We start from the raw sequence: 24753 nt of genomic DNA on the forward strand, positions 1-24753 counted from the left end.
TGCATAAGGAAAGGTCCGGACGTGCTGGGTGACGACCTGCTGTGGTTCACGACACTCGCCGAGCTGGAGCGCGTCGGCGCGGCCGCCGAGCGGCTGCATATCGCCCAGCCGACGCTCTCGCGCATGCTGGCCCGTCTCGAGCGCCGTCTCGGCGTCGAACTCTTCGACCGCCACGGAAAACGCATCGTGCTGAACGAGTTCGGCCGGACCTACTACGAACACGCCCGCCGTGCCCAGTCCGAACTCGATGCCGCCGCGCAGGCCGTCGCCGATCTCGCTGATCCCGCGAAAGGCGTTGTCCGCCTGTCGTTTCAGCACTCCTTCGGCAGCTGGCTGATCCCGCAACTGATCGGCGGCTTCCGGCGCGGTTCGTCCCGCATCTCGTTCACCCTCTGGCAGGGTGCGTTCGATGCGGTAATCGATCAGATAGTGGACGGCACAGCGGATTTGGCGATCGTGTCGCCCCGTCCGTCGGTCCCGGGCATCGGCTGGCGCAAACTGCTCGCGCAGCCGCTCGCGCTGGCCGTGCCCGCGGAACATCGGCTCGCCGCCCGCCGACAGATCCGTCTCGCCGATCTCGGCGACGCCGAATTCATCACCATGCACTCGGGTTTCGGTATGCGCCGCATTCTCGACGAACTCTGCGCCACCGCGAATATCCGCCCCCGCATCGCCTTCGAATCGAGCGATCTGCGCACCGCCGCGGGTCTGGTCGCGGCTGGACTCGGCGTCGCGCTGCTGCCGCTGGAAGATCCCACGCCCGCAGCCGGTTCGCTATCAGGCATCGTGACCGTCCCGCTCGCCGATGCCGCAGCGGCCCGTGATGTGGGGCTGATCTGGTCGGCGACCGCTCCGCCATCGGATGCGGTGCGTCGATTTCGTGACTTCACCGAGGATTGGGCACGTCGGCGCGGGGGGATCCCGATGCCACGACGGTAAGTAGCGACCGCCAGGCAATCGCCACGCTGGCCGCTGACCATTTTCGAGCGACCTGCAAGCAATCGCTACGGCGTAGGTAGCCGTTTATTCAATGCGTGTTGTCAGTGGGGCGCGTTAAACTTTCATCAACGACGCAGCAATTCGAGACCGGAAAGCAGGCTATAGCCACTTTTGAGAACACAAGGCGAGATCGGCGACCCGACCACCCCCACGGCAGGCATCGGTGCCGCAGACAACGGTTCGGGCCCGGCAGCGCGCACCGTGCGTTCCAGCATCGAACTCGCTCCCGAATCCGTCTTCCCCTTCCTCGGTTCGGCCGACCAGAACCTGCGTGAACTCGAGCAGTTGCTGGATGCAGATATCCATGTCCGCGGCAATTCCGTCACCCTCACCGGCAAGGCGGCCGATGTCGCGCTCGCCGAGCGGGTGATCGAGCAGCTCGTCGCGCTGACCGGTCGCAATCGAGTGGTGACCCCGGAGGCGGTGCGCCACACCGTATCCATGCTCACCGAGGGTTCCTCGGAATCCCCGGCTGAGGTGCTGAGCCTGGACATTCTGTCCCGGCGCGGTAAAACCATTCGGCCCAAGACGCTCAACCAGAAGCGCTACGTCGACGCGATCGACGCCAACACCATCGTGTTCGGCATCGGCCCCGCGGGCACCGGCAAGACGTATCTGGCGATGGCCAAGGCCGTACAGGCACTGCAGACCAAGCAGGTCAACCGGATCATCCTCACCCGTCCCGCCGTCGAGGCGGGCGAGCGTCTTGGCTTCCTGCCAGGCACACTCAACGAGAAGATCGACCCGTATCTGCGACCGCTCTACGACGCGCTGCACGACATGATGGATCCGGAGGCCATTCCGAAGCTGATGGCGGCCGGTGTCATCGAGGTCGCACCGCTGGCGTATATGCGCGGTCGCACGCTGAACGATTCGTTCATCATTCTCGACGAAGCGCAGAACACCACGGCCGAGCAGATGAAGATGTTCCTCACCCGGCTCGGATTCGGCTCGAAGATCGTGGTGACCGGTGACGTCACCCAGGTCGACCTGCCCAATGGCGCGCGCTCGGGTCTGCGCGCGGCGAGTGAGATCCTGACCGGCATCGAAGATATCCATTTCGCCCAGCTCACCAGCAGCGATGTGGTTCGGCACCGGTTGGTCTCCGATATCGTCGACGCCTACGAGCGGGCCGAGGCCGAACGGGTCACCCAGGTCGGACCGCACTATCCGGGCAATCGCGCACAGCGTCGTGCCGCGAGCCGGGGAGATCGGCGATAGTGGGACGGACGTGTCCGGGCCAGCCGCGCGGTGCGGACCCGGGCACACCGAATACCCTGATCAGGTGAGCATCGAGATCGCCAACGAGTCGGGTGTCGACGTACCCGAAGAAGACCTGGTCAGTGTCGCGCGATTCGTGATCCGCCGGATGGATGTGCATCCGGCGGCCGAGCTGTCGATGGTGCTCGTCGATCTCGACACCATGGCGGATCTGCACATGCGCTGGATGGACCTACCCGGCCCGACCGATGTCATGTCCTTCCCGATGGACGAACTGGAGCCCGGTGGTCGCCCCGACAGTGCCGAACCGGGTCCGTCCATGCTCGGCGATATCGTGTTGTGCCCCGAATTCGCCGCGGGCCAGGCCCGCAAGGCCGGTCACTCGCTCGATCACGAACTCGCGCTGCTCACCGTGCACGGCGTGCTCCACCTGCTCGGCTACGACCATGCCGAGCCGGAGGAGGAGAAGGAGATGTTCGCGCTGCAGGCGCGGCTGCTCGAGGAGTGGTATGAAAGCCTGCGCGAGGCACAGCGGCGAGCCGAATTGGCCGAGCGCGATGCCCGGCTGCTGGGGAAGGCCGGTTTCACAACGCCCGGTGAGGCGCTAGGCCCCGCGTGAGTTCGCTGACCCTGATCCTGCTGGCGGTTCTGCTCGTCCCGGTCGGTGGAGTGTTCGCCGCAGTCGATTCGGCGCTGAACACCATCTCACCGGCACGTCTCGACGATATGGTCCGGGCGGAGCGGCCCGGCGCGGTGCGGCTGACCAGGATCGTGGCCGATCGGCCGCGATATGTGAATCTGCTTGTGCTGCTTCGTATTCTGTGCGAGATCTGTGCGACGGTGCTGTTGGCGGCGGCATTGATTCCGCTGTGGGATGACAATTGGGCGCTGCTGTTCACCGCCGCCGTCATGGTGCTGGTGGACTATGTGGTGATCGGCGTCGGACCGCGCACACTCGGTCGACAGCACGCCTACTCCATCGCCTTGGCATCGGCGCTGCCGCTGCAGTTCATCGGCACGGTGCTCGGTCCGGTCAGCAGGCTGCTGATCCTCATCGGTAATGCGATCACCCCGGGTAAGGGATTTCGCAATGGCCCCTTCGCATCCGAGATCGAGTTGCGGGAAGTTGTCGAGATGGCGGGTGAACGCGGTGTGGTGGCCGACGATGAACGCCGAATGATCCAGTCGGTCTTCGAACTCGGCGATACCCCGGCCCGCGCGGTGATGGTGCCGCGTACCGAAATGGTCTGGATCGAGGCGGATAAGACCGCGGCACAGGCGATGTCGCTCGCGGTGCGCAGTGGTCATTCCCGCATTCCGGTGGTCGGCGAGAACGTCGACGACATCCTCGGCGTGGTATATCTGAAAGATCTTGTGCCGTATGCGGATAGAAGTCGCAAGGTGCAGGTGCGCGATGCCATGCGTCCGGCGGTGTTCATGCCCGACTCCAAACCGCTGGATAGCCTGCTCGATGAAATGCAGCGCCGCAGAAACCATATGGCGCTGCTGGTCGACGAATACGGCGGCATCGCCGGGCTGGTGACCATCGAGGATGTGCTCGAGGAGATCGTCGGTGAGATCGCCGACGAATACGACACCGACGAAACTCCGCCCATCGAGGACCTCGGCGAGGGCCGCTACCGGGTTTCGGCGCGGCTGTCGGTCGACGATCTGGCCGAACTGTACGGCCTGGAAATCGAGGAGGAGGACGTCGATACCGTCGGCGGCCTACTCGCACACGCACTGGGCAGGGTGCCGCTGCCCGGCTCCAAAGCCGTTGTGCACGGTTTGCTGCTGCGTGGTGAAGGCGGTGCGGACGCGCGGGGACGGGTGCGGGTGCACACCGTCGTGGTGCGCAAGGCGCAGGAAAAATCGCATGCCGAGAAGTCCAACGGCAAGCGCAAAAGTAACGGATCCGAGCGGGAAATCCCGTCCGATCGTGATGAGAACGGAGATAGCGAATGACCGAATTGGATGCCGAGGACACCAAACTCGTGGTGCTTGCCAAGGGCGCGCTCGGCCGCACCGACGGCAACTCGGGCGCGGCGATCCGCGATACCGACGGCCGCACCTACGCGGCCGGTGATGTCGCCTTGGAGTCCCTGCGACTGACCGCGCTGCAGGCGGCGGTCGCGGCCGCGATCTCCAGTGGTGCAGAGGGATTCGAGGCGGCCGTGGTCGTCGGCGGCAGATTATCGGATGCGGGGGTCTCCGCGGTTCGCGAGGTTTCGCCCGAGGCGCGCATCGTCTTCACCGATCGTTCGGGTGCGGTCTTCGAGATCGTCGACGATGCCGCGGGCGCGGAGGTGCAGGGTGGCTGAGAAGACCACCGAATTCCGTTCCGGGTTCGTCTGTTTCGTCGGCCGCCCGAACACCGGCAAGTCGACCCTGACAAATGCGCTGGTCGGGCAGAAGATCGCGATCACCTCCTCGCGTCCGCAGACCACCCGCCACACCATCCGCGGCATCGTGCACCGCGATCATGCCCAGCTCATCCTGGTCGATACCCCGGGGCTGCACCGGCCGCGCACCTTGCTCGGTCAACGCCTGAACGACCTTGTCCGCGATACGTATTCCGAAGTCGACGTGATCGCGCTGTGCATTCCGGCCGACGAGAAAATCGGCCCCGGCGATAAGTGGATCCTGCAGCAGATCAAGCAGATGGCGCCGAAGACGACCCTGCTCGGTGTGGTCACCAAGATCGACAAGGTGAGCCGCGACCAGGTCGCCGAACAGCTGATGGCGCTGTCGCGACTACTCGGCCCGGACAACGATGTCGTACCGGTCTCCGCCGTCAAGGGCGAACAGGTCGAGGTCCTCGTCGACGTCATCGCCTCGAAAATGCCAGAGGGTCCGGCCTTCTACCCCGACGGTGAGCTCACCGACGAGCCAGAGGAAACCCTCATGGCCGAACTCATCCGCGAGGCCGCCCTGGAGGGCGTGCGCGACGAGCTCCCGCATTCGCTGGCCGTGGTCATCGAAGAGGTCCTTCCGCGCGAAGAGAACGAAGACATGCTCGACGTGCACGCCCTGCTCTACGTCGAACGCCCCTCGCAGAAGGCCATCGTCATCGGCAAGGGTGGCGCGCGACTCAAAGAGGTCGGCACCAACGCCCGCCAACAAATCGAACACATCCTTGGTGTCCGCATCTACCTACACCTGCACGTCAAGGTTGCCAAGGATTGGCAGCGCGACCCGAAACAGCTTGGCAAGCTGGGGTTCTGACGGCAGGGATACCCCGAAAATGGGGAGCATTCGAGCCCGCTGTGGCAATGCGCCCGCACTGTTATAGTCGGCCCGTTGGCGGCTGTCCGTGCTGATTCCGGGCCGCCGGGAGTGCTTCGGAAGGTTCGCGACGCAAGTGCGGGAGGTCTGGACCTCGCCCGATCGCTGACTCACCACCACGGTTCGGGGCGGTGGCGTTCCCAGCGTATCTCCGATTCCAGTTGTGCCGCAACGGAAACCAGGAGTGGTTCGGTGTTCGCGGTGCCCATGAGTTGCGCGCCTACCGGCAGGCCATTATCTGTGAAACCGGCCGGAACATTCACCGCCGGCCAGCCGAGTACATTCCAGGGCCAGGTGTATGGGCATGCGGCTGTGATGAGGTCGTTGGTGGCGTTGACGCCGATGCCATCGATCTCTTCGGCACGCGGCGGGGGAGTCGCGGTGGTCGGGGCGAGCACCAGATCGTAGTCGCGGAAGAAGCCGCCGATTCGCTTGTGCAGCAACGTTTCCGCTTGACGTGCCGCGAACAGTGCGGGCCCGCTGAGTGCACGGCCGAACCGGACATTCGCGGTAGTGCGTGGATCCACTTGTATGCCGGGCATTCTGTCGTGGACGTGGCTGACCCCTGCCAGCGAGCGCGGTAGGAAGGAAGCGCCGATCATGATGCCGTAGTGCAGGTCCGCCACGGTTACCGAATGACCGAGGCGACGCAGTGTGGTGGCGATGCGCTGCACCGCGACTTCGACCTCCGGATGCAGCGCGGTTCTGGTGGCGGTGAACGGGATTCGCAGCGAGAGGGCGATGCGCAGTCGTCCCGGATCGCGGCCGACGGCATCGGACACGGTGAGTGGTTCGGGTGTGTGCAGATCGCCGGGATTCGGTCCGGCGGCGGTATCGAGCAGCAGTGCGGCATCGGCGACGGTGCGTGCCAGCGGTCCGTTCACGGTGAGCCCGTGGAATGCCTCGGCGGCCGGCCAGGTGGAGATGCGGCCGCGCTGCGGTTTGATGCCGACGAGATTGGTCCACGCGGTCGGGATGCGGACCGAGCCCGCGCCGTCGGAACCCAGTGCCGCGGGTACCAATCCGGCCGCGACGGCGGCCGCGGAGCCGCCGGATGAGCCGCCCGGTGTGTATTCGGCACCCCATGGGTTGCGGGTGTGGCCGAAGGCGGCACCGCTGGTGAACGGCAGTTGGCCGAGTTCGCAGGTATTGGTCTTGCCGACGATCACCGCACCGGCCGCGCGCAGCCGTCGAACCGCTTGCGCGTCTTCGGTTTTCGGCGGGAGATCGCCGCCGCAGCCGAATGCCGTTGGCTCACCGGCGATATCGGTGTCGTCCTTGATCGCGATCGGTACGCCGAGCAGGGGGAGTCGTGCACCCGAGGCCAGGCGCTCGTCGGCCGCTGCCGCTTCGGTGAGTGCCTTTTCGCGCCGGACGATGCGGAAGGCATTGAGGGTCGGCTGGCTCGCCTCGATCCGGTCCAGCGCGGCGCCGACCGCGGCCACGGAGCTGATCCTGCCCTGTGCGAGGGCGGCCGCGAAGTCGGCGAGGCCGAGTTCGGCGGTCTCGAATGGGCGCAGGGTGGCGTCGGACACCGTCATGTGAGCTCCGTCTCCTTCAATCGTTCGTTGCACCGTAGCGCGGAGTTGGTCAACCGTCCACATCGGCTCACGAATCTCCACCCCAGGTAGGAGGCTGAACTGTGGACATACATACCGTATGTATGTAATGGTGGAAACACACTGCCAACACATGGAGGAACCATGGGAATCAGTACGTCACTCGGCCGCACGCATGAGGTGGATCTCCCCGGCGGCCGCATTCGGTTTCACGACACGGGGCAGGGCGCGCCGGTCGTTTTCGTACACGGTCTGCTCGTCAACTCCGATCTCTGGCGCAAAGTCGTTCCCACCATCGCGGCGGCGGGCTATCGCTGCCTCAGTCCGGACCTACCGCTCGGCTCACACGAAATCCCGGTCCCCACAGCCGATCTCACGCCCACCGGGGTCGCCGATCTGATCGCCGAGTTCCTGGAGCGACTCGACCTCATCGACGTCACCGTGGTCGCCAACGACACCGGCGGCGCGATCACCCAACTGCTGCTGACCCGTCGACCGGAGCGGATCGGCCGCGTCGTGCTGACCTCGTGCGACGCCTACGAGGCGTTCTTCCCGCCTGCCTTCGCGGCGCTGCCCGTGCTGGCGCGGGTGCCCGGCTCGCTACGGCCGCTGACCGAGTTGATGCGGATTCGTGCGCTGCATCGTCTGCCGATCGCCTTCGGCTGGGTGGCAAAGCGCCCGGTCCCGCCGGAGATCGCCGACTCCTACCTGTGGCCGAGCCGGAATTCGGCGGCGATCCGCAAGGATCTGCGCCGGTTTCTGAAGACCGTGCATCGTCGCTACACGCTCGACGCCGCCACCCGATTTCCGTCGGTGCGGATTCCGGTGCTGATCGCCTGGGCCCGCGAGGACAAAATCTTCCCGGTGAAATTCGCCGAACGCCTGGCCGCGGAGCTGCCGAACGCGACGTTGAAGTTCATCGACGACTCCTACACCTTCCTGCCCGAAGATCAGCCCGAGTTGCTCTCCGAAACGATTCTGGAGTTCACTCGGGCGCATGCAACGCCGTAGTCAGGAGGATCGCTCCCGTGCCACCCGAGCCGCGCTCGAACAAGCCGGTCGCCGGTTGTTCGCCGAGCGCGGTTTCGCGGCGACCTCGGCCGAGGAACTCGTGACCGAGGCGGGAGTCACTCGCGGTGCCCTGCACCACCACTACGGTGATAAGCGCGGACTGTTCCTGGCCGTGCTCGAGCAAATAGAGGTCGAGACCACGCAGGAAATCGAAAAAGCCATCGGCGCAGGGAATCCCGATGACATCCTCACCTCGATGGCCATCGGCCTGAATGTCTTCCTGGAGATCTGTCAGCGCCCGGAGATGATCCGTATCACCCTCTACGACGCCCCCGCCGTCCTCGGCTGGCAGGCGTTTCGCGAGTTCGAGGCGCGCCATGGGCTGGGATTGGTCATCGCCGAATTGGAACGCGCCCGCGATGCGGGGCTGATCGCCGACGCGCCGATTCCGGTCCTGGCTCAACTGATTTTCAGCGCGGTCGCCGAAGCGGGACTGATCGTTGCCCACGCCACGGATAAGGCGGCCGCGCAAGCGCAGGCGCAGCAGTCGCTGATGCTGCTCATCGGAGGGATTCTCCGCACCTGACATTTGCCCGGTGTCGCATAACTGGTGGTCTCCACACATAGGTCGCAACTTGTGTGGGAGGGCACGGGTTGTGTCGAGTCGGCTATTGGATAGGGAAGTCGAAGTATGTGGTTGGGAATGGCTCGGTCTTCAAGGTGAAGTGCCACCATTCCTCGGGGAGGTTTTTGAAACCGTGCTCGTCCATGAGGTTTGCGAGCAACTCCCGGAGTGCGCGCTGGTTACCGTTCGGTGTCGGGTTGGCCGTATGCGCGAGCGGGTCGAAGCAGTCGTAGCCGGTGCCGAAGTCGAGGCTGTTGTCCCGGAAGCGCTGGTCGGCGGGCAGTGTGCAGGCGCGCAGCGGATCACCGCCGTGATACTGCTCCTGATCGGCGGGCGGAAGCGCGACGATCGTGAGATCCAAGGTGCTGCCCCGGCTATGTCCGGACTTCTCCGCGATGTACCCGTCCCGGAACAGATTCGCCTTGTCCACCATCGGATAGAACTCCGCGCGCATCTTGGTATCGCCGAGATCCTTTGCCCAACTGACGAATTGGTCCACCGCCCGCTGCGGCCGATAGCAATCGTAGGTCTTCAGCCCCAACCCCATCGGACGCAATTCCCGCTGCACTTCCGCAAGCGCCGCACCGGCCTGCTTCGTCAACAAGCACTTCGGCGCCTCATACCCATTGATCCGCCCACCGATGAAGTTGTGCTCCCCGAAGTACCGCGCATCGACAACGATCGTCGGATCGAGCTCCGTCACCGAAACGAATGCCGTCTCATCGGCCGCGGGCGAGCTCGGGTCGTCTGTGCAACTCGCGACCGCGACAGTCGCGACCGCCGCCAAAACCGCTGAGCAGAACCGAATTCCGCGCATTCGCAGATCATAACCACCGATCTACGTTCTCGGACCGAGTTCCGCGCGCAACCGCCCGCCCAACTCTGCCGCCTCCGCAGCCGACCACGGAATCACCCCGTTCTCCGCCATCAACGCATGAAACTGCTGACGCTCATACGGCGTCCCGGGCGTAAGCGGCTGCACATGCCAGTGCACATGCGTATTCCCCTGCTGGCTACCGAGCGAGAGCAGATAGGTGCGCTCGGACGGCACGACGGCTTCTACAGCACGCGCGACCCGATAGACCACCGCCTGCAATCGCAGGAACGCGTCCTGTTCGAAATCCCGGACAACATGCTCGATATGCGCCTTCGGAGCCACCAGGACGTGCCCGTACATCGTCGGATATCTCCCGAGAAATGCGATATGCGTGCCGTCATCGAAGACGACCTCGTGCTCGGAACCGGGTGCACCCGCCACCAGGCCGCAGATGAAGCAGCCACCCGATCGCACCCGCGTTAGGTAGGCAGCCACGTCGAACGGAATTCGATCTCCACGCACGTTCCCCTCCAGTTGGATCTATGACGGTCCTCGCGAGCCATACTCGTCCGCGTCGCCCGAGGGGCACCGGCAATCCGTTCGACTCGCCGACTACCCATACGAGCAGAAAGATCAGGCCTTCGTCGACGCCGTCGCCTGCGCTCGATGACGAGTGAGGCGTGCTCGAACACCGCGAATGGCGTCGATGTGTTCCGAAGGCCGTGCCTGGGCGTGAGGGTCGGGGGTTCGTGGGAGGATAGGGGCGTGCGGTTGTATCGGGACGAGGCGGTTGTGGTTCGCCAGCATAAGCTGGGGGAGGCGGATCGCATTGTCACGTTGTTGACGCGGCAGCACGGGTTGGTGCGGGCGGTGGCCAAGGGGGTGCGGCGGACCAAGTCGCGGTTCGGGGCGCGGTTGGAGCCGTTCGCGTATGTGGACGTGCAGTTGCATCCGGGGCGCAATCTCGACACCGTCACCCAGGTGCACACCATGGAGGCATTCGCCGCCGATATCGTCGACGACTATGGGCGCTACACCACGGCATGCGCGGTACTGGAGACCGCCGAGCGGCTGGCCGGTGAGGAGCGCGCACCCGCACCGAAGCTGCACGCATTGACCGCGAGCGCGCTGCGGGCGATCGCCGCCAAACAGCGCCCGCACGAGCTGATTCTCGACGCATATTTGTTGCGCGCCATGGGTTTTGCCGGTTGGGCTCCCGCACTGGACGAATGCGCGCGCTGTGCGACGCCCGGCCCGCATCGTGCCTTCCATGTCGCCGCCGGCGGCGCGGTCTGCGTGCACTGCCGCCCACCCGGTTCGGCCACCCCGGCCCCGGGCGTGCTCGACCTGCTGATCGCCCTGCTGAAGGGCGACTGGGATTACGTCGAGCAGGTCCCCGAACAAGTCCGCAGACAGGCCAGCGGCCTGGTCGCCGCCCATCTGCAGTGGCATCTGGAGCGTCAGCTGCGCACCCTGCCGCTGGTCGAGCGCTCACCCGGAACGAGCACGGTATCCGCTACGGCCGGACAAGCGGGCTGAACGGCGCCAGGTCCGAGGGCCTGAGCGCCCATTCCCTCGCCACTCACGGGGGATCCCGCGGAATTCTGCGTTGAATGGTCGCTCGGACCAAACCGCCTGCACATCCGATCAGGTGGTCCGCACAATCTCTCCACAACCATCAGGCAGGATAGTTGCCGTGATCCTCCGTCGAGACTCTGCCGCGCCGACCAGGTCGACCAGCGCACGGTCGGGTGCCGAACGCACCGTCCGTCCGCCGTCGCCGCATCCATCGGGGGCGACGCCACCGGAACTGCCGCCGGAGCTGGTGCCCAATCATGTGGCGCTGGTGATGGACGGCAACGGTCGTTGGGCGCAGGAGCGCGGGCTGCCGCGCACCGCGGGGCACGAGCGCGGCGAGGCTGTCCTGATGGACACCGTCGAGGGCTGCATCGAGATCGGTGTGAAGTGGCTCTCGGCCTACGCCTTCTCCACCGAGAACTGGCGGCGCAGCCCGGATGAAGTGCGCTTCCTCATGGGGTTCAACCGGGACGTCATCCGCCGCCGCCGCGACGAGATGCACGAAATGGGTGTGCGAGTGCGCTGGGCGGGGCGGCGACCGCGCCTGTGGCGCAGCGTGATCAACGAACTCGAGACCGCGCAGGAGCTGACCAAGGACAACACGGTGATGACCCTCACCATGTGCGTCAACTACGGTGGTCGCGCCGAAATCGCCGATGCGGCAAGGGAAATCGCGCGTCGCGTGGCCGCAGGTGAGATCGATCCGGAGCGGGTGACCGAGGCGACGATCGCCAAATACCTGGACGAGCCGGATATGCCGGACGTCGACCTGTTCCTGCGCCCGTCCGGCGAATTCCGTAGTTCGAACTTCCTCATCTGGCAGTCCGCCTATGCCGAGTTCGTCTACCAGGACACGTTGTTTCCCGATTTCGACAGGCGCAACTTGTGGGAGGCCTGTCTCCAGTACGCTTCGCGTGATCGCCGCTTCGGGGGGACCAAGTGAACGGCGGCAGCAAATGAACGGCGGCACCGATATGGACGCAGCAGTCACCCCCGAACAAGAGCTACAGGCCCGCGCCGGCGCCTGCCTATCGCTCTACGACGTCGATGTGCGCGTCGACCCGGAGGGTTCGATCGGCTTCGAATACCAGGGCGCGCTGTGCTCGTTGCGCGCGGTAACGCTGGCACCCGGCCTGGATGTGCTGACGCTGACCTGCGTGCTGGCCTGGGACCGCCCGCTCAAGCCGCAGCTGCACAAGCGAGTCGCCGAGCGCAACAGTGCGCTTCAGTTCGGTTCGATCACGCTGATCACCCGCGGCAATCAGGCCGATGTCATGTTGCGCTATACCTTTCCGGCCGCCGGTCTGGACGATCAGGCGCTGGCCACCATGCTGCTGCTGGTGCTCTCCGGCGCGGGTAAGGCGCGGCAGGGACTGCTGCCCTGAGTCGTCGACCGCATGGCCGCTGACTGCATGGCCGTTGACTGCATGACAGATGTCATGGCAGGTTCGTGACACACGTGCGAGGTATCGGCCCCCGGTTTGCGTGACCGTTGAGTCATGACATCGGCACTGACATCCACGGCCATCTTGGCCGCGGCGGGCGGCTCGGGCAGGCACCGGGCGTCGTTTGCGATCGAACTGCGCGACCTGCACAAGAGCTTCCGACTCCAGGGCGGCGGCGAGGTGCATGCCGTCGACGGACTCGACCTGGTGGTCGCTCCGGGGGAGATCATCGCTTTCCTCGGCCCCAATGGCGCGGGTAAGACCACCACCATCGATATGCTGCTCGGGCTGGCAACGCCGGACTCCGGCAGTGTCCGGGTTTTCGGCGGCCCACCAGCGGAAGCGCTTGCGGCAGGCCGCATTTCGGCGGTCATGCAGTCCGGCGGCCTACTGCCTGATCTGACCGTCGCCGAGACCGTGCAACTGGTGGCCACCCTGCACGCGCATCCGCGGTCGGTCGATGCGGTGCTCGCGCGCGCCGGTATCGCCGATATCGGCGGTCGGCTGGTCGGCAAATGCTCGGGCGGCCAGAAGCAGCGGCTGCGCTTCGCACTCGCGCTGCTGCCGAATCCGGATCTCATCGTGCTCGACGAGCCGACCACCGGCATGGATGTCGAAGGGCGCCGGGGATTCTGGAATGCGATGCGCGAGGATTCCGATCGCGGCCGCACCGTCCTGTTCGCTACCCATTACCTCGACGAGGCCGACGCATACGCCGATCGGATCGTGCTGGTGCGTGCGGGTCGCGTCGTCGCCGACGGCAGTGCCGCCGAGATCAAGAACCTGGCCGCGGGACGCGCCGTCAGTGCGACACTGCCCGGTGCCGATCCTGCCCGCCTGCTCGCGGTCCCGGGCATCGATGACGTCGAGCTGCGCGGTGACCGAATCATCGTGCACACCAAGGATTCCGACGCCATCGCCCGCTATCTGCTCACCGAGACCACCGCAGTCGATCTCGAAATCACCTCGCACAATCTCGAATCCGCATTCCTGGCGCTCACCACCGGAGACAATTGAAATGACAACCGTTGCCCCACAAGCTGTTTCGACGCGCATCTCACTCGGCGGCTTCAGTCTCGGCTTCCTGCGCCTGGAACTGCGCCGCATGCTGCGCAATCGGCGCACCATGATCTTCACACTGGTCATGCCGCCGCTGTTCTTCGTCATCTTCGGCGTGCAATCCGATTACCGGACAGAGTCATTCGGATCGGGCAATGTGACCGGCTATGTGATGGTGTCGATGGCGGTGTACGGCGCGATGCTGGCCACCACTAGCGGCGGCGCCATGGTCGCGATCGAACGCGCGCAGGGGTGGAGCCGCCAATTGCGGCTCACCCCATTGCGTCCCGTCGCCTACATAGCCACCAAGGTCGCCGTCGCGATGGTGCTCGGGCTGGTCTCGGTTACTGCGGTCTTCCTCATCGGGGGAATCTTCGGCGCCCACCTGACGGTCACCGCCTGGGTGAGCTGCTTCCTGCTCGCGTGGATCTGCTCGCTGGTCTTCGCCGCCTTCGGCCTGTTCGTCGGCTACCTGCTGCCCTCGGAGAATGTCATGCAACTGCTCGGTCCAGCCCTCGCGGGCCTGTCCTTCGCGGGCGGCCTGTTCATGCCGCTGCACGGCTGGTTCGAGACGGTCTCCAAGATCTTCCCGACAAACGGCGTCGCCACCTTGGCCCGCATGCCCTTCGGCGACACCAGCGCAGGATCGATCGCGCTGGCCATCCTCAATGTCGTCGTCTGGGCCACGATCTTCGTCGGCGGCGCGGCCATTCTGTTCCGCCGTGACACCGCACGTTGAACGATCGGGCACGACCAGCCGCCTGCCCAGGAGGGTGGGCGGCTATGCAGTGCTCAGTGCCCGCGGCCAGTGGCCCTACGGTGCCGGGGTCCGCCGTGACGTGCTGGGCGGTGTTGTGCGGTGGCGTCGTGCGAGTTGACCATGTGATGCGAGGTTGCCGGGCGCGGCTGTTCAGCGATTCCGCATCGGCGGGCAATACGGTGTCGCGCGGCCACGAGGCTGGGCGGGTGTGCGGTGCTGGGCGGCTGTGCCGTGCAGGGTGGCACGCCGTGCACGGCGCTGACATGCGAGTCGGGTACACGATGCGGTGTCGGCGTTCGGACGGGGATGCCGTGGCGTGCGAGGCAGTTGCGCGATGCGGAGTGGCGATGTGGCCCCGGCCCGGCATATGGAGCCAAGAGGCGATGGCGTGTCGGGCGCGGTGCGAGGCAGCGTTAGTGCGCGCTGTGCGCGGCAGCGATGCGGTGTCGGTCCGGAATGCAGAGTGAGGATGCTGTGGCGTGCTGGATGTTGTGTGAGGCGGTTGCGCTGTGCGGGGTAGCGATGCGGTGTCGGTCTGGAGTGCGGAGCGAAGAGGAGATTGCGCGCCGGGCGTTGTGCGAGGCGGTGGTGATGCGCGAGGTGGTTGCGCTGTGTGGGGTAGCGATGCGGTGTGTCGTCCGGAGTGCGGAGCGAAGAGGAGATTGCGCGCCGGGCGTTGTGCGAGGCGGTGGTGATGCGCGAGGTGGTTGCGCTGTGCAGGGTAGCGATGCAGTGTCGGTCCGGAAGTGCGCAGCTAGGAGGCGATGGTGTGGCGGTGACTGTACGAGGCGGCGTTGACGTGCCGGGCGACAGTCACATGCGAGGCGGCGGGGTGATGCCGGGCGGTCATCCTGGGTCGGTTGGCGCGGCGGAGCCGCTCGGCTGGGGAGATCGTGCGGGGCGTGGGGTTTCGGCGGCGCGGACAAGTGCGGGTTCGGTAGCGTCGAGACTCGTGATCGACCACTGTGCGCGCAACCGGGGTCTGGGTTCGGCGTGTGTGCTGTTGGTGTGGGAGTGCCGATGCGGGTGAAGTCCGTGCTGCGGGGTGGTGCGGCATCCGAATTACTCGATCGGGTGGTCCGCGACGGCGGAATCGGGGCGAACGGGAAGCGGCGCGGATGGTTCGGCGGGTTCATGTCGGTCATCTGGCTGTCGTACATGATCGGACCGATCATCCAGAGCTGGCAGGACGCGGATCAGCCGACGGCGAGTCTGGCGACCGCGACACTGCTCGCGTACGCGGCGCTGATCGTCGGTTCTTTTATTGTCTTCCGGCGGACCGATGGCACCAGCCAGTTGGTGGAGCGTCCGGTCGATCGGCGCATGTGGCCGGTGCTCGTCGGTATGACGGCGTGCAGCGCGGGGTTGATGGCATTGCTAGGCGCGGTCGCACTGCCGACATTGATCTTTGTCAGCGTGATCGCGATCTTTCATATGCCCTCGCGGGAATCCGGTTATGTCGCGTTCACGGTGACGCTCGCGATGTTGCTCGTGCCGATGGTGCTGCCGCGCCTGTCCGGGGTGCCGTTCTACGTGTCGTTCGTACCCGCCCTGATCTGGATGGCCAGGCAGTTGGGCGTGCGTGGCGAGCGGTTGGCCGAGCTGGCCCGACGGCAGCAGGCCGAACTCGCGATTGTCGAGGAACGCAACCGGGTCGCGCGCGACGTACACGATATCCTCGGCCACTCACTTACCGTGATCACGGTGAAAACCGAACTCGCACAACGTCTTATCGATGTGGATCTGACGCGGGCGAAGGCTGAGATGGCCGATGTCGAGCGGCTGGCGCGGGAGGCGCTGGCTGGAGTGCGGGATACCGTCGGCGGTCTGCGTGAGGTATCGCTGCGCGGTGAATTAGCCAATGCGCGAACCGCACTGGCAGCCGCCGATATCGACGCCGCGCTGCCGGATGCCGTACCCGATACACGCCACAGCGAATTGTTCGGTTGGGTGCTGCGCGAGGCGGTCACCAATGTGATTCGGCACAGTGCCGCACGACACTGCACGGTCACGGTGACCGATACGAGCATCGAGGTCGTCGACGATGGTCGCGGGCTGGGGACCGTCGAATCCGGGTCGGGACTGTCCGGCCTGCGCGAACGGGTGCGGGCCGCTGGGGGAACATTGACGCTGTCGTCCGAGGGAGGTGTTCGTGTTCGTGCAACGGTGCCCGAGTGATCCGGAAATGGGTTTGCACTCGTGCAGTTTCCGCTGCGATTCGGCCGAAAGTGCACGCTCAGGCCAATTCCCGTCGTCGAAGGACCACCTCGCATGATCCGTCTGCTCCTCGTCGACGACCAGGCACTCGTCCGTGGCGCACTCGCCGCACTGCTCGGCCTGGAATCCGATCTGGAAGTCGTCGCGGAGGTCGGCCGCGGTGATGAAGTCCTCGATGCGGTCGCGCGCACCACACCCGATGTGGTGCTGCTGGATGTGGAAATGCCGGGCATGGACGGCATCGCGGTCGCGGCGCAACTGCATGCCGCTCATCCGGATCTCCGTATCCTCATGGTTACGACCTTCGGCCGTCCCGGCTATTTGCGGCGCGCAATCGATGCGGGCGCAAGCGGATTCGTCGTGAAGGACACCCCGGCCCGCGAACTCGCGGACGCGGTGCGCCGAGTCCACATGGGCTTACGCGTTGTCGATCCCGCCCTCGCCACCGAAACCTTGACCGTCGGTACTTCGCCACTGACAGCCCGCGAACGCGAGGTCCTCGCCGCCGCGGCCGACGGTGCTACCGCCGGCGCCATCGCCAAACAGTTACACCTGTCGGAAGGCACTGTCCGCAACCACCTTTCATCCGTCATCGGCAAAACCGGAACCAGCACCCGCGCCGAAGCCGTCCGCGCCGCCGAACGCCTCGGCTGGCTCTGAGCGCTCGGCGGGTGACAGCCGGACTGTGCTGCCGCATAACCAATGCCTACCTTGCGAGGCTGCAACTAGTGCGAGGTAGCAACTGGATATGCGACCGTGCCTCGCTCTGACTGAGGCGCCCGCGGATCCGAGGCTCGCGTCGAACGGCCGGAGTGCACCTCGGACTATGTGTCGCCGGTGTGGGCGGCCAATTGGCCGAAGGGCAGCAGGGTCGCGACGCCGCGAGCCAGGGTTTCCGGATCCACGTCGCCGATGATCAAGTGCTGCAACATGAATCCCGGCACCAAGCCGATGATCGCCGTTGTGACCGCGTGGATATCGGTATCGGGCGGTAACCAGCCGACCTCCACCATGCGTTCGACGTATTCGTACCACCGATCGCGCATCGCGCGCACGGCGTCCTTGACGTATTCGGCTGCCTCCTCGTGCACCAGCGCCAGCGCCCACGCCTGCGGTGCGAGCCGGACCGGACCTTCCGGACCGCTGCGCTCGACTATGTACTCGGCGATGACCCGGACGAGCTGGGCCGGCGTCGGCAGCGGATCGGACCGGATTGCCCTGGTCATCGTGGCGCGCAGCTCGACCGTTGTCTCGGCGGCCAGGGCGGCGATGATGTCGTTCTTGCTCTTGAAGTACCGGTAGACCGCCCCGGCCGAGAGGCCCGATTCGGTGAAGATGTCCTGCATCGACGTCTCGTAGAAACCCTTGCGGGCAAAGCAGAGCTGCGCGGCGTCGAGGATCTGCTGCCTGCGACGTTCCAGGTGTTCTTCACTGACTCTGGGCATGGCTCCAAAGTAAAACGAATGCTCGTTCTTGACAACCTCGAGAGGTCGTGCGACGGTATCCACATCGAAAGAGAACGGTCATTCGATTTTCGGGAGAACGTCATGAATACAATCCAGCGGGCAGTCGGTGTCGGCGTCGCCGCGGCCCTGCTCCAGGCATTGATGTTGATCGCCTTCGCCTGGCCAGCGGCCCATATCGCGCCGCGCGATCTGCCCATCGCCGTCAGCGGCCCGCTGGCCGCCGTGGTCGCCGACAAACTGACCCAGCACGATCCCGATGCCTTCGATATCAGCAACCCCGCCGACGAAGCGGAGGCGCGCGAGGCGATCGAGAACCGGGACGTCTACGGTGCCGTCATCACCGGCGGCGGCGCCCCGCGCGTATTGGTCGCCTCCGGCGCGAGTCCCGTTGTGGCACAACAGCTCACCGCGATCGCCCAGCAGCTGTCCGGTGCGCCGGCCCCGGCGGTCGAGGATGTGGTGGCCGCCGATCCGGACGATCCGCGCGGCACCGCCTTCGGGGCGATGGTATTGCCGCTGGTCATGTCCGGTATCGCGGCGGGTGTCGTGCTCAGCCTGTTGATTCCGTCGGTCGGTGGTAAGACGATCGGACTGATCACCTTCGGCATCGCGGGTGGGCTGTTGAGCATCGTGATCATCCAGGCCTGGATGTCGGTTGTTCCCGGCCCCTATCTGACGCTGGCCGCCGTCGCGGGCCTGGTGTCCTTCGCGGTCTCCGGTGCGGTCGTCGGCCTGTCCAGTGCGATCGGCCGCGCGGGCATCGGTATCGCCGCGCTGACCATGCTCCTGGTCGGCAACCCGTTCTCGGCCGCGACCTCGGCTCCGGAACTGCTGCCGCAGCCGTGGGGAGCCATCGGCCAACTGCTGCCGCCGGGCGCCGCCGCATCACTGCTGCGCTCGGTTGCCTTCTTCGACGGCGCCGCCGCCACCAAACCACTTGTGGTCCTGGGCATCTGGGCTCTGGCCGCACTTGCCCTCTTGGGTGTAGGCGCACTTCGCGAACGCCGTTCGGCTGCGGAGTCGACCCCGGTCCGCTCCGGCGACCCGGTCGCCGTCTGATCCCAAAACGCTCCGAAATCGACTGCAGGCCGCCACTACCGGGTAATCCGGCGGTGGCGGCCTGTGTCATGTGTCAGCCGCGACGCATCGCGTTCACGGCGTGAGCGATCCGTATCCCTGGGACCCGCACTTGTTGTGCGCGCCTATAAAGGAGCGGCGAGACAAGCGGGCCAGCGCCGTTCGAGTTATCCGAATGATATTGGCCCGCTGGTATTCTCAGGAGATGGTGAAGGAGAAATTCGGGGCGCTGCCCGCACCCTTCTCCGCGTCGTAGGCCACCACGTAGGTACCGGTGGGCGGGGACGGAACCACGAAAACGACGTAATTCTTTGCGTTGTCGATAGTTTCGTTGGTATTCAGCAGTTCGTTGATCGGCCCGCGGATATCGGCCGGAATCGTTTGGCCGTCCGGGGTTTTCACGGTGAAGTAGTCGTAGAAGACATTCAGTCCGCCCGCCGAGATCCCGGGGCCACCAATGATCTTGATGCGCAACGAGAGATCCATCTTGTCGCGCTCGTTCTTGGTGTAGCTCGGAGCCACTGTGCCGCTGGTGATTTCGATCGTCGTCTGATCCTGCACCAGTTTGCCGGTGACATTCAGCGTCTTCGGCGCGACACCTTCGACCTGAGTCGAGGCCTTCAGTGGAATCTTGGTCTGGTTATCCGAGGCCTGTCCGTAGATCACGGTAATGGTGTCGAGCAGGTGCTCGGCATCGTGCAGCGTCTTGACCGACGTGGTGACATTTCCGGTGGCCGAACCCTTTCCGGGCACGGTCGGCGAGTCGAAGCTCGCTCCGGCGTCGATCTCCTTGTCGACCTGCAGGTAGGTGTTATTGCTGATCGTCTTGTTGTCGGGCGTGGTGTTCTTGTAGGTGATATCGATCAGCACCTTGGCGCCGCCGAACTCGTCGGGCACCACGGTCGCTTTGTCCACCGTGATATCGAAGCCCTCGTACCATCCGGTCTTGCCGATACTGCGGACGGTCGACTGACCGGTTTTCGCCCCCGGCTGCCTCTGGCCGACGGTGCTCTGCGCGGACGCCGTCGTGGTCGGTCCCGACTTGGCGTCCTTGTCGTTGCACGCGGTCATGAGCAGGGCGGAGCTGCCGATGAGCACGGCCGCTCCGATTGTGGTGATTTTCCGGCGTCTGTCCGCCGCAAAAATGGTCGATCGCACGCTGCCTCCCAGAAGATTTCGATCTCAGTGCGCGACGCCCGGAACCCCCGGACGTTATGTGATTCGCAGTGAAATCTTCCTCGGCACCGGCGCCGTTAACTGTGTGACTGTCGTCACACGTTGGAGCGGTCCGCCTTCGCGCATTCGCAGCAGGTTCCGAAGATCTCCATGGTGTGGCTGACCTCGGTGAATCCGTGTTCGCCCGCGATGGTTTCGGCCCATGCCTCGACCGTCGGGCCCTCGACCTCGACGGTACGACCACAGTGTCGGCAGACCAGATGGTGATGGTGTCCGGTGGAGCACTGCCGGTAGACGGATTCGCCGGTGTCGGTGCGCAATACGTCGACGAGTCCGGCATCGGCCAGCGACTGCAGGGTGCGGTAGACGGTGGTCAACCCGATGCCCTCGCCGCGGCGGCGCAATTCGTCGTGCAACTCCTGCGCGGAGCGGAACTCCTCGATATCACCGAGCAGCGAGGCGATCGCACTGCGCTGTCGGGTACTGCGAATGCCAACCGGCTTCTCCGGCAAGGCCGTCTTATCTGGCACGATCACCCTTCCTCGGCATGGGCCACGGCGTCGACAACGATATGCGCCAGGTGGTCGTCGACGAGTTCATACAGCACTTCGCGGCCGGAGCGTTCCCCGTGCACCACGCCCGCGGACTTGAGAATCCTCAGATGCTGGCTGACCAGCGGTTGGGTGACACCGAGGACATCGACCAATTCGTGTACGCAACGCGGCGATTCACGCAATTGCAGCACAATGGCGATGCGCACCGGGGCGGCGAGTGCGCGCAGCAGTTCGCCCGCGTCCTCCAGGACGCTCCGCGTCGGCACCGGCACTGGCGCGGGTGATCGGTACGGGTTGTGCGGATGGGCGGTGGCGGTCTCGGCGGTCATCGAACCAACTCCTTATTGGAAAGCATTACCATTTTGATATGCACAGGTGCGCATGTCAAACGAGGCCTGCCTCGGAGTGTCGAACGAACGTCGGTGAATGCGGCGCGAAAACCGAATGGCCCGTGCGGTGGAAGACGGCTGGGACCTGGGCGATAGTCTGTAGTCAACGCTATAGGTTGTGGTCAACGCTATATGTTTGTGATCAACGCTGTGGCGTCGGGGCATACCGCATCGGGCCTCACCCGATCCGGCCGATCTGAATCCGACTCGTACTGGATGGAGAATTCTCGCGTGGCACCCAAGTCGAAGGTGGACACCGTTGCCAACCTCGCCAAGCGCCGGGGTCTGGTGTACCCGTGTGGTGAGATCTACGGCGGCACCAAATCGGCGTGGGACTACGGTCCGCTGGGTGTCGAGTTCAAGGAGAACATCAAGAAGCAGTGGTGGCGCTCCATGGTCACCAGCCGCGAGGATGTGGTGGGCCTCGACTCGTCGGTGATTCTGCCGCGTCAGGTGTGGGTCGCCTCCGGCCACGTCGGCGTATTCAACGATCCGCTGGTCGAATGCCTGAACTGTCACCACCGGCACCGGCAGGACCACCTGCAGGAGGCCTACGCGATCAAGCACAAGATCGACGATCCGGACTCCGTCTCGATGGAGCTGGTGGTGTGCCCGGACTGCGGCACAGTCGGTCGCTGGACCGAGCCGCGTGACTTCAACATGATGCTCAAGACCTACCTCGGCCCGGTCGAGTCCGAAGAGGGCCTGCACTACCTGCGTCCGGAAACCGCACAGGGCATCTTCATCAACTTCGCCAATGTGATGACCACCGCGCGCAAGAAGCCGCCGTTCGGCATCGCGCAGATCGGCAAGAGCTTCCGCAACGAGATCACCCCCGGCAACTTCATCTTCCGCACCCGTGAATTCGAGCAGATGGAGATGGAGTTCTTCGTCAAGCCGGGTGAGGACGCGCAGTGGCACAAGTATTGGATCGACACCCGGTTCGCCTGGTACACCGACCTCGGCATCGACCCGGAGAACCTGCGGCTGTTCGAGCACCCGAAGGACAAGCTGTCGCACTACTCGGCAGGCACCACCGATATCGAGTACCGCTTCGGCTTCCAGGGCAATGAATGGGGTGAGCTGGAGGGCATCGCCAACCGCACCGACTTCGATCTGAAGACCCATTCCGAGCATTCCGGCAATGACCTGAACTACTTCGACCAGACCACCAATGAGCGCTACACCCCGTACGTCATCGAGCCCGCGGCAGGCCTGACCCGCTCGCTGATGGCGTTCCTGGTCGATGCGTACACCGTCGACCAGGCGCCCAACGCCAAGGGCGTCATGGAGGAGCGCATCAGTCTGCGGCTGGACCGCAGGCTCGCGCCGGTCAAGGCGGCGGTGCTGCCGCTGTCGCGGAATGCGGATCTGACGCCGAAGGCGAAAGATCTTGCCGCACAGCTGCGTAAGAGCTGGAATGTCGAATTCGACGATGCCGGCGCCATCGGCCGCCGCTACCGGCGCCAAGACGAAATCGGCACGCCGTTCTGCATCACCGTCGACTTCGACACTCTCGAGGACCAAGCGGTCACCGTCCGCGAGCGCGATTCCATGACGCAGGAGCGGATCGCGCTGGACAAGGTCGAGGGCTACCTGGCGCAGCACCTCATCGGCGCCTGAATTCGATAGCGATCAACGCCCTGTCGCGCTGCGGCAGGGCGTTTTCGTAGCTTGCACCGCAGGTGAATTCAGCGCCTGTCCGGTTTCCGGTCCGACTGGAGGATCAGTCCGTTCCCGCTCGGTAGCAGTAGCGCCCCAGGACACCGCGACCAGAACGGCCAGAAGTATCAATTTTCGCACGGTCTGCGTCCTCTGCCAGCAGCCTTTCCTCACCCACGGGTGTCAGCTCAGGGCTGGTGCCGTCGGTGGCAGTACGCCTCGACGGTCGTCGGTGCATGGAAATTTCCCACGCGGTTACTCGGTTGACGGCGTATGTCACCGAGTAGGCGGGAGCCGGATATGGCAAGAGCTGTGAAGTTCGATCGTTATGGCGGAATCGAAGAACTGAAGGTGGTCGAGGTGCCGACACCGCAGGCGGGGCCCGGTCGGGTCGTCGTCGAGGTGGTAGCGGCCGGTATCAATCCGGGGGAGGGGTATATCCGTTCGGGCGCGCTGCACGAGCGCTGGCCCGCGACATTTCCTTCGGGTGAGGGCACCGATTTCGCGGGTCGCGTCGTCGAGGTCGGATCCGGCGTCGGCGGGATCGAGATCGGCGCCGAGGTGCTCGGATTCACCGATGAGCGGGCCAGTCATGCCACGCACGTGGTGGTGCCCGCCGAACAGGTGACACTCAAGCCCGGGAAACTGGATTGGGATGTCGCGGGATCGTTGTATGTCGTTGGGACAACGGCTTTCGCCGCCGTGCGGGCAGTGGACCCGCAAGCGGGCGATACCGTCGCGGTTTCGGGTGCCGCGGGTGGCGTCGGCTCGGTCGTCGTACAACTCCTGCGGGCCAGGGGCGCAACGGTTCTCGGCATCGCGAGCGAGGTCAATCACGATTGGCTACGCAAGGTCGGGGTGATTCCGGTGGCCTATGGTGAGGGGCTGATCGACCGGATCCGGGCGGCCGCCCCTGCGGGCGTCGACGCGTTCATCGATACCTTCGGTGCCGAATATGTCGATCTCGCAATCGAACTCGGCATTGCGGTCGATCGCATCGACACCATCATCAATTGGGAGGCTGCCGAGCGGTACGGCGTGAAGACCGACGGCAACGCTGCCGCGGGCACCATCGATGTGCTTGCCGAACTTGCCGATCTGGCCGCCGCTGGCACCGTCGAGGTACCCATCGCGGCTGTTTATCCGCTCGACAAGGTCCAGGAGGCGTATCGCGAACTGGAGCAGCGCCACACGCGCGGCAAGATCGTGCTGCACCCTTAGCCGGACACGTCCCAGAATTCGTATTCGTGGCGCATGCCCTGTAGGAATAACTCTTCCGCACGCGCCGGGTCGCCACCCGCCTCATCGAGCATCTGCCCGCAGCGGCGGGTGAGCGCCGCGAATCCGGGGTCGGCGTAGGTGTCGACCCAGCGCCGATAGCGCGGTTCCGATGGCGGATTCTCGGCGAGGATTGCGCCGAGGGTCGAATAGCCCCACATGCACGGATACAGCGCCGCCAGTCCGTCGGCGTAGCACGCGGCCGACTCCAGCAGGAATGCGGTGTAGGCCGCGCACGGCGCACCCTTCGTCGCACCGTCGAGATCCGCGCCGAATTCGGCGGCCAGCGACCGATGCAGGGACAGCTCCTCGTGATAAGTAGCGTGCGCGAGATCCACCAGGTCGCCCAGATGCGCTGCGGGCGCCTGCGAGGCCAGCCGGGCGAATACCCGCACATAGTCCAGCAGGAACAGATAGTCCTGTTCGAGCCAGGACCGGAAGACCGATGCGGGCAGATCGCCTCCGGCGATGCCCGCCACCGTCGGATGCGCCAGCTGGCTTATAACCAGCGGAAAACCGAGCTCCTCCAGGTGCGCCGAGAGACTGATGTGTGCCGCGGGACTCATGTGGGCAGT

At 65.1% G+C, this 24753-nt stretch carries 26 protein-coding genes; 18 read left to right on the top strand and 8 right to left on the bottom strand.

Features of this window, described 5'->3' with window-relative positions; genetic code table 11:
* Positions 1-21: 21 nt before the first annotated feature.
* The 6 genes from ACIBJI_RS12345 to era all read left to right on the top strand — a co-directional run bounded on the left by ACIBJI_RS12345 (position 22) and on the right by era (position 5445).
* Entirely contained in the window at positions 22-939 is a 918-nt protein-coding gene (locus ACIBJI_RS12345) for a LysR family transcriptional regulator (RefSeq protein ID WP_364339276.1), read from the top strand.
* Between the two features lie 219 nt (positions 940-1158).
* Complete coding sequence (locus ACIBJI_RS12350; protein WP_364339787.1) at positions 1159-2220, top strand: PhoH family protein; 1062 nt, start codon at positions 1159-1161, stop codon at positions 2218-2220.
* 64 nt (positions 2221-2284) lie between these two features.
* Positions 2285-2839 carry an rRNA maturation RNase YbeY gene (gene ybeY / locus ACIBJI_RS12355; protein ID WP_364339278.1) on the top strand — a complete coding sequence of 185 codons (555 nt, stop codon included), beginning with the start codon at positions 2285-2287 and terminating at the stop codon, positions 2837-2839.
* Positions 2836-4185: a hemolysin family protein gene (locus ACIBJI_RS12360; RefSeq protein ID WP_364339281.1), complete on the top strand. Its 1350-nt coding sequence runs from the start codon at positions 2836-2838 to the stop codon at positions 4183-4185. Before ybeY ends, ACIBJI_RS12360 begins: the two co-directional genes overlap by 4 nt.
* The gene (locus ACIBJI_RS12365) at positions 4182-4541 is read left to right on the top strand and encodes a cytidine deaminase (protein WP_364339283.1); all 360 of its coding nucleotides are present in this window, start codon (positions 4182-4184) and stop codon (positions 4539-4541) included. Before ACIBJI_RS12360 ends, ACIBJI_RS12365 begins: the two co-directional genes overlap by 4 nt.
* Positions 4510-5445 (top strand): GTPase Era, encoded by a 936-nt coding sequence (gene era / locus ACIBJI_RS12370; RefSeq protein WP_364339285.1) that lies wholly within the window; start codon positions 4510-4512, stop codon positions 5443-5445. The genes ACIBJI_RS12365 and era overlap by 32 nt, the downstream gene beginning before the upstream one ends.
* A gap of 170 nt (positions 5446-5615) precedes the next feature.
* On the opposite strand, the gene ACIBJI_RS12375 is transcribed toward era, so the two are convergent.
* A complete protein-coding gene (locus tag ACIBJI_RS12375; protein ID WP_397084048.1) occupies positions 5616-7046 on the bottom strand; it encodes an amidase in 1431 nt (476 codons plus the stop codon).
* A gap of 162 nt (positions 7047-7208) precedes the next feature.
* On the opposite strand from ACIBJI_RS12375, the gene ACIBJI_RS12380 reads away from it, so the two are divergent.
* Both ACIBJI_RS12380 and ACIBJI_RS12385 read left to right on the top strand, forming a co-directional pair.
* Entirely contained in the window at positions 7209-8075 is an 867-nt protein-coding gene (locus tag ACIBJI_RS12380) for an alpha/beta fold hydrolase (protein WP_397084050.1), read from the top strand.
* Entirely contained in the window at positions 8062-8661 is a 600-nt protein-coding gene (locus tag ACIBJI_RS12385) for a TetR/AcrR family transcriptional regulator (RefSeq protein ID WP_364339291.1), read from the top strand. The genes ACIBJI_RS12380 and ACIBJI_RS12385 overlap by 14 nt, the downstream gene beginning before the upstream one ends.
* Positions 8662-8743: 82 nt before the next feature.
* Here ACIBJI_RS12385 and ACIBJI_RS12390 read toward each other — a convergent pair whose 3' ends face one another.
* Complete coding sequence (locus ACIBJI_RS12390) at positions 8744-9517, bottom strand: M15 family metallopeptidase (RefSeq protein ID WP_364339293.1); 774 nt, start codon at positions 9515-9517, stop codon at positions 8744-8746.
* Positions 9518-9538: 21 nt separating this feature from the next.
* Positions 9539-10039, bottom strand: a complete 501-nt coding sequence (locus ACIBJI_RS12395; protein ID WP_364339295.1) for an HIT family protein — start codon at positions 10037-10039, stop codon at positions 9539-9541.
* A gap of 243 nt (positions 10040-10282) precedes the next feature.
* Here ACIBJI_RS12395 and recO point away from each other — a divergent pair, with 243 nt between their 5' ends.
* The 7 genes from recO (at position 10283) to ACIBJI_RS12430 (ending at position 17236) form a co-directional block, all read left to right on the top strand.
* Complete coding sequence (recO, locus tag ACIBJI_RS12400; RefSeq protein WP_364339297.1) at positions 10283-11056, top strand: DNA repair protein RecO; 774 nt, start codon at positions 10283-10285, stop codon at positions 11054-11056.
* Positions 11057-11216: 160 nt separating this feature from the next.
* Positions 11217-12038 carry an isoprenyl transferase gene (locus tag ACIBJI_RS12405; protein ID WP_364339789.1) on the top strand — a complete coding sequence of 274 codons (822 nt, stop codon included), beginning with the start codon at positions 11217-11219 and terminating at the stop codon, positions 12036-12038.
* 13 nt (positions 12039-12051) lie between these two features.
* On the top strand, positions 12052-12480 hold the full coding sequence (locus tag ACIBJI_RS12410) for a YbjN domain-containing protein (protein ID WP_364339299.1): 429 nt from the start codon (positions 12052-12054) through the stop codon (positions 12478-12480).
* Positions 12481-12594: 114 nt separating this feature from the next.
* The gene (locus ACIBJI_RS12415; RefSeq protein WP_397084053.1) at positions 12595-13557 is read left to right on the top strand and encodes an ABC transporter ATP-binding protein; all 963 of its coding nucleotides are present in this window, start codon (positions 12595-12597) and stop codon (positions 13555-13557) included.
* A gap of 1 nt (position 13558) precedes the next feature.
* Positions 13559-14338, top strand: a complete 780-nt coding sequence (locus ACIBJI_RS12420) for an ABC transporter permease (RefSeq protein WP_364339303.1) — start codon at positions 13559-13561, stop codon at positions 14336-14338.
* Positions 14339-15379: 1041 nt separating this feature from the next.
* Entirely contained in the window at positions 15380-16537 is a 1158-nt protein-coding gene (locus ACIBJI_RS12425; RefSeq protein ID WP_397084056.1) for a sensor histidine kinase, read from the top strand.
* Between the two features lie 93 nt (positions 16538-16630).
* Positions 16631-17236 carry a response regulator transcription factor gene (locus ACIBJI_RS12430; protein WP_364339310.1) on the top strand — a complete coding sequence of 202 codons (606 nt, stop codon included), beginning with the start codon at positions 16631-16633 and terminating at the stop codon, positions 17234-17236.
* Positions 17237-17400: 164 nt separating this feature from the next.
* Here ACIBJI_RS12430 and ACIBJI_RS12435 read toward each other — a convergent pair whose 3' ends face one another.
* Positions 17401-18021, bottom strand: coding sequence for a TetR/AcrR family transcriptional regulator (locus ACIBJI_RS12435; RefSeq protein ID WP_364339312.1), 621 nt, complete (start codon positions 18019-18021; stop codon positions 17401-17403).
* Positions 18022-18123: 102 nt separating this feature from the next.
* On the opposite strand from ACIBJI_RS12435, the gene ACIBJI_RS12440 reads away from it, so the two are divergent.
* Positions 18124-19101: a hypothetical protein gene (locus ACIBJI_RS12440; RefSeq protein ID WP_364339314.1), complete on the top strand. Its 978-nt coding sequence runs from the start codon at positions 18124-18126 to the stop codon at positions 19099-19101.
* Positions 19102-19317: 216 nt separating this feature from the next.
* Here ACIBJI_RS12440 and ACIBJI_RS12445 read toward each other — a convergent pair whose 3' ends face one another.
* From ACIBJI_RS12445 to ACIBJI_RS12455, 3 genes are all read right to left on the bottom strand, one after another.
* Positions 19318-20217 (bottom strand): hypothetical protein, encoded by a 900-nt coding sequence (locus ACIBJI_RS12445; RefSeq protein ID WP_364339316.1) that lies wholly within the window; start codon positions 20215-20217, stop codon positions 19318-19320.
* A gap of 173 nt (positions 20218-20390) precedes the next feature.
* Positions 20391-20831 carry a Fur family transcriptional regulator gene (locus ACIBJI_RS12450; protein WP_397084059.1) on the bottom strand — a complete coding sequence of 147 codons (441 nt, stop codon included), beginning with the start codon at positions 20829-20831 and terminating at the stop codon, positions 20391-20393.
* Positions 20828-21178 carry a helix-turn-helix transcriptional regulator gene (locus ACIBJI_RS12455; RefSeq protein WP_062991218.1) on the bottom strand — a complete coding sequence of 117 codons (351 nt, stop codon included), beginning with the start codon at positions 21176-21178 and terminating at the stop codon, positions 20828-20830. Before ACIBJI_RS12455 ends, ACIBJI_RS12450 begins: the two co-directional genes overlap by 4 nt.
* A gap of 291 nt (positions 21179-21469) precedes the next feature.
* Here ACIBJI_RS12455 and ACIBJI_RS12460 point away from each other — a divergent pair, with 291 nt between their 5' ends.
* Both ACIBJI_RS12460 and ACIBJI_RS12465 read left to right on the top strand, forming a co-directional pair.
* Positions 21470-22861 carry a glycine--tRNA ligase gene (locus ACIBJI_RS12460; RefSeq protein WP_364339320.1) on the top strand — a complete coding sequence of 464 codons (1392 nt, stop codon included), beginning with the start codon at positions 21470-21472 and terminating at the stop codon, positions 22859-22861.
* Positions 22862-23200: 339 nt separating this feature from the next.
* A complete protein-coding gene (locus ACIBJI_RS12465; RefSeq protein WP_364339322.1) occupies positions 23201-24121 on the top strand; it encodes an NADP-dependent oxidoreductase in 921 nt (306 codons plus the stop codon).
* Here the strand turns inward: ACIBJI_RS12465 and ACIBJI_RS12470 are convergent.
* Positions 24118-24744 (bottom strand): transcriptional regulator, encoded by a 627-nt coding sequence (locus tag ACIBJI_RS12470; RefSeq protein ID WP_364339325.1) that lies wholly within the window; start codon positions 24742-24744, stop codon positions 24118-24120. The two genes, ACIBJI_RS12465 and ACIBJI_RS12470, sit on opposite strands and share 4 nt — an antisense overlap.
* Between the last annotated feature and the right edge of the window lie 9 nt (positions 24745-24753).

The organism is Nocardia sp. NPDC050408, assembly GCF_044458905.1.
Taxonomy (GTDB): Bacteria; Actinomycetota; Actinomycetes; order Mycobacteriales; family Mycobacteriaceae; genus Nocardia.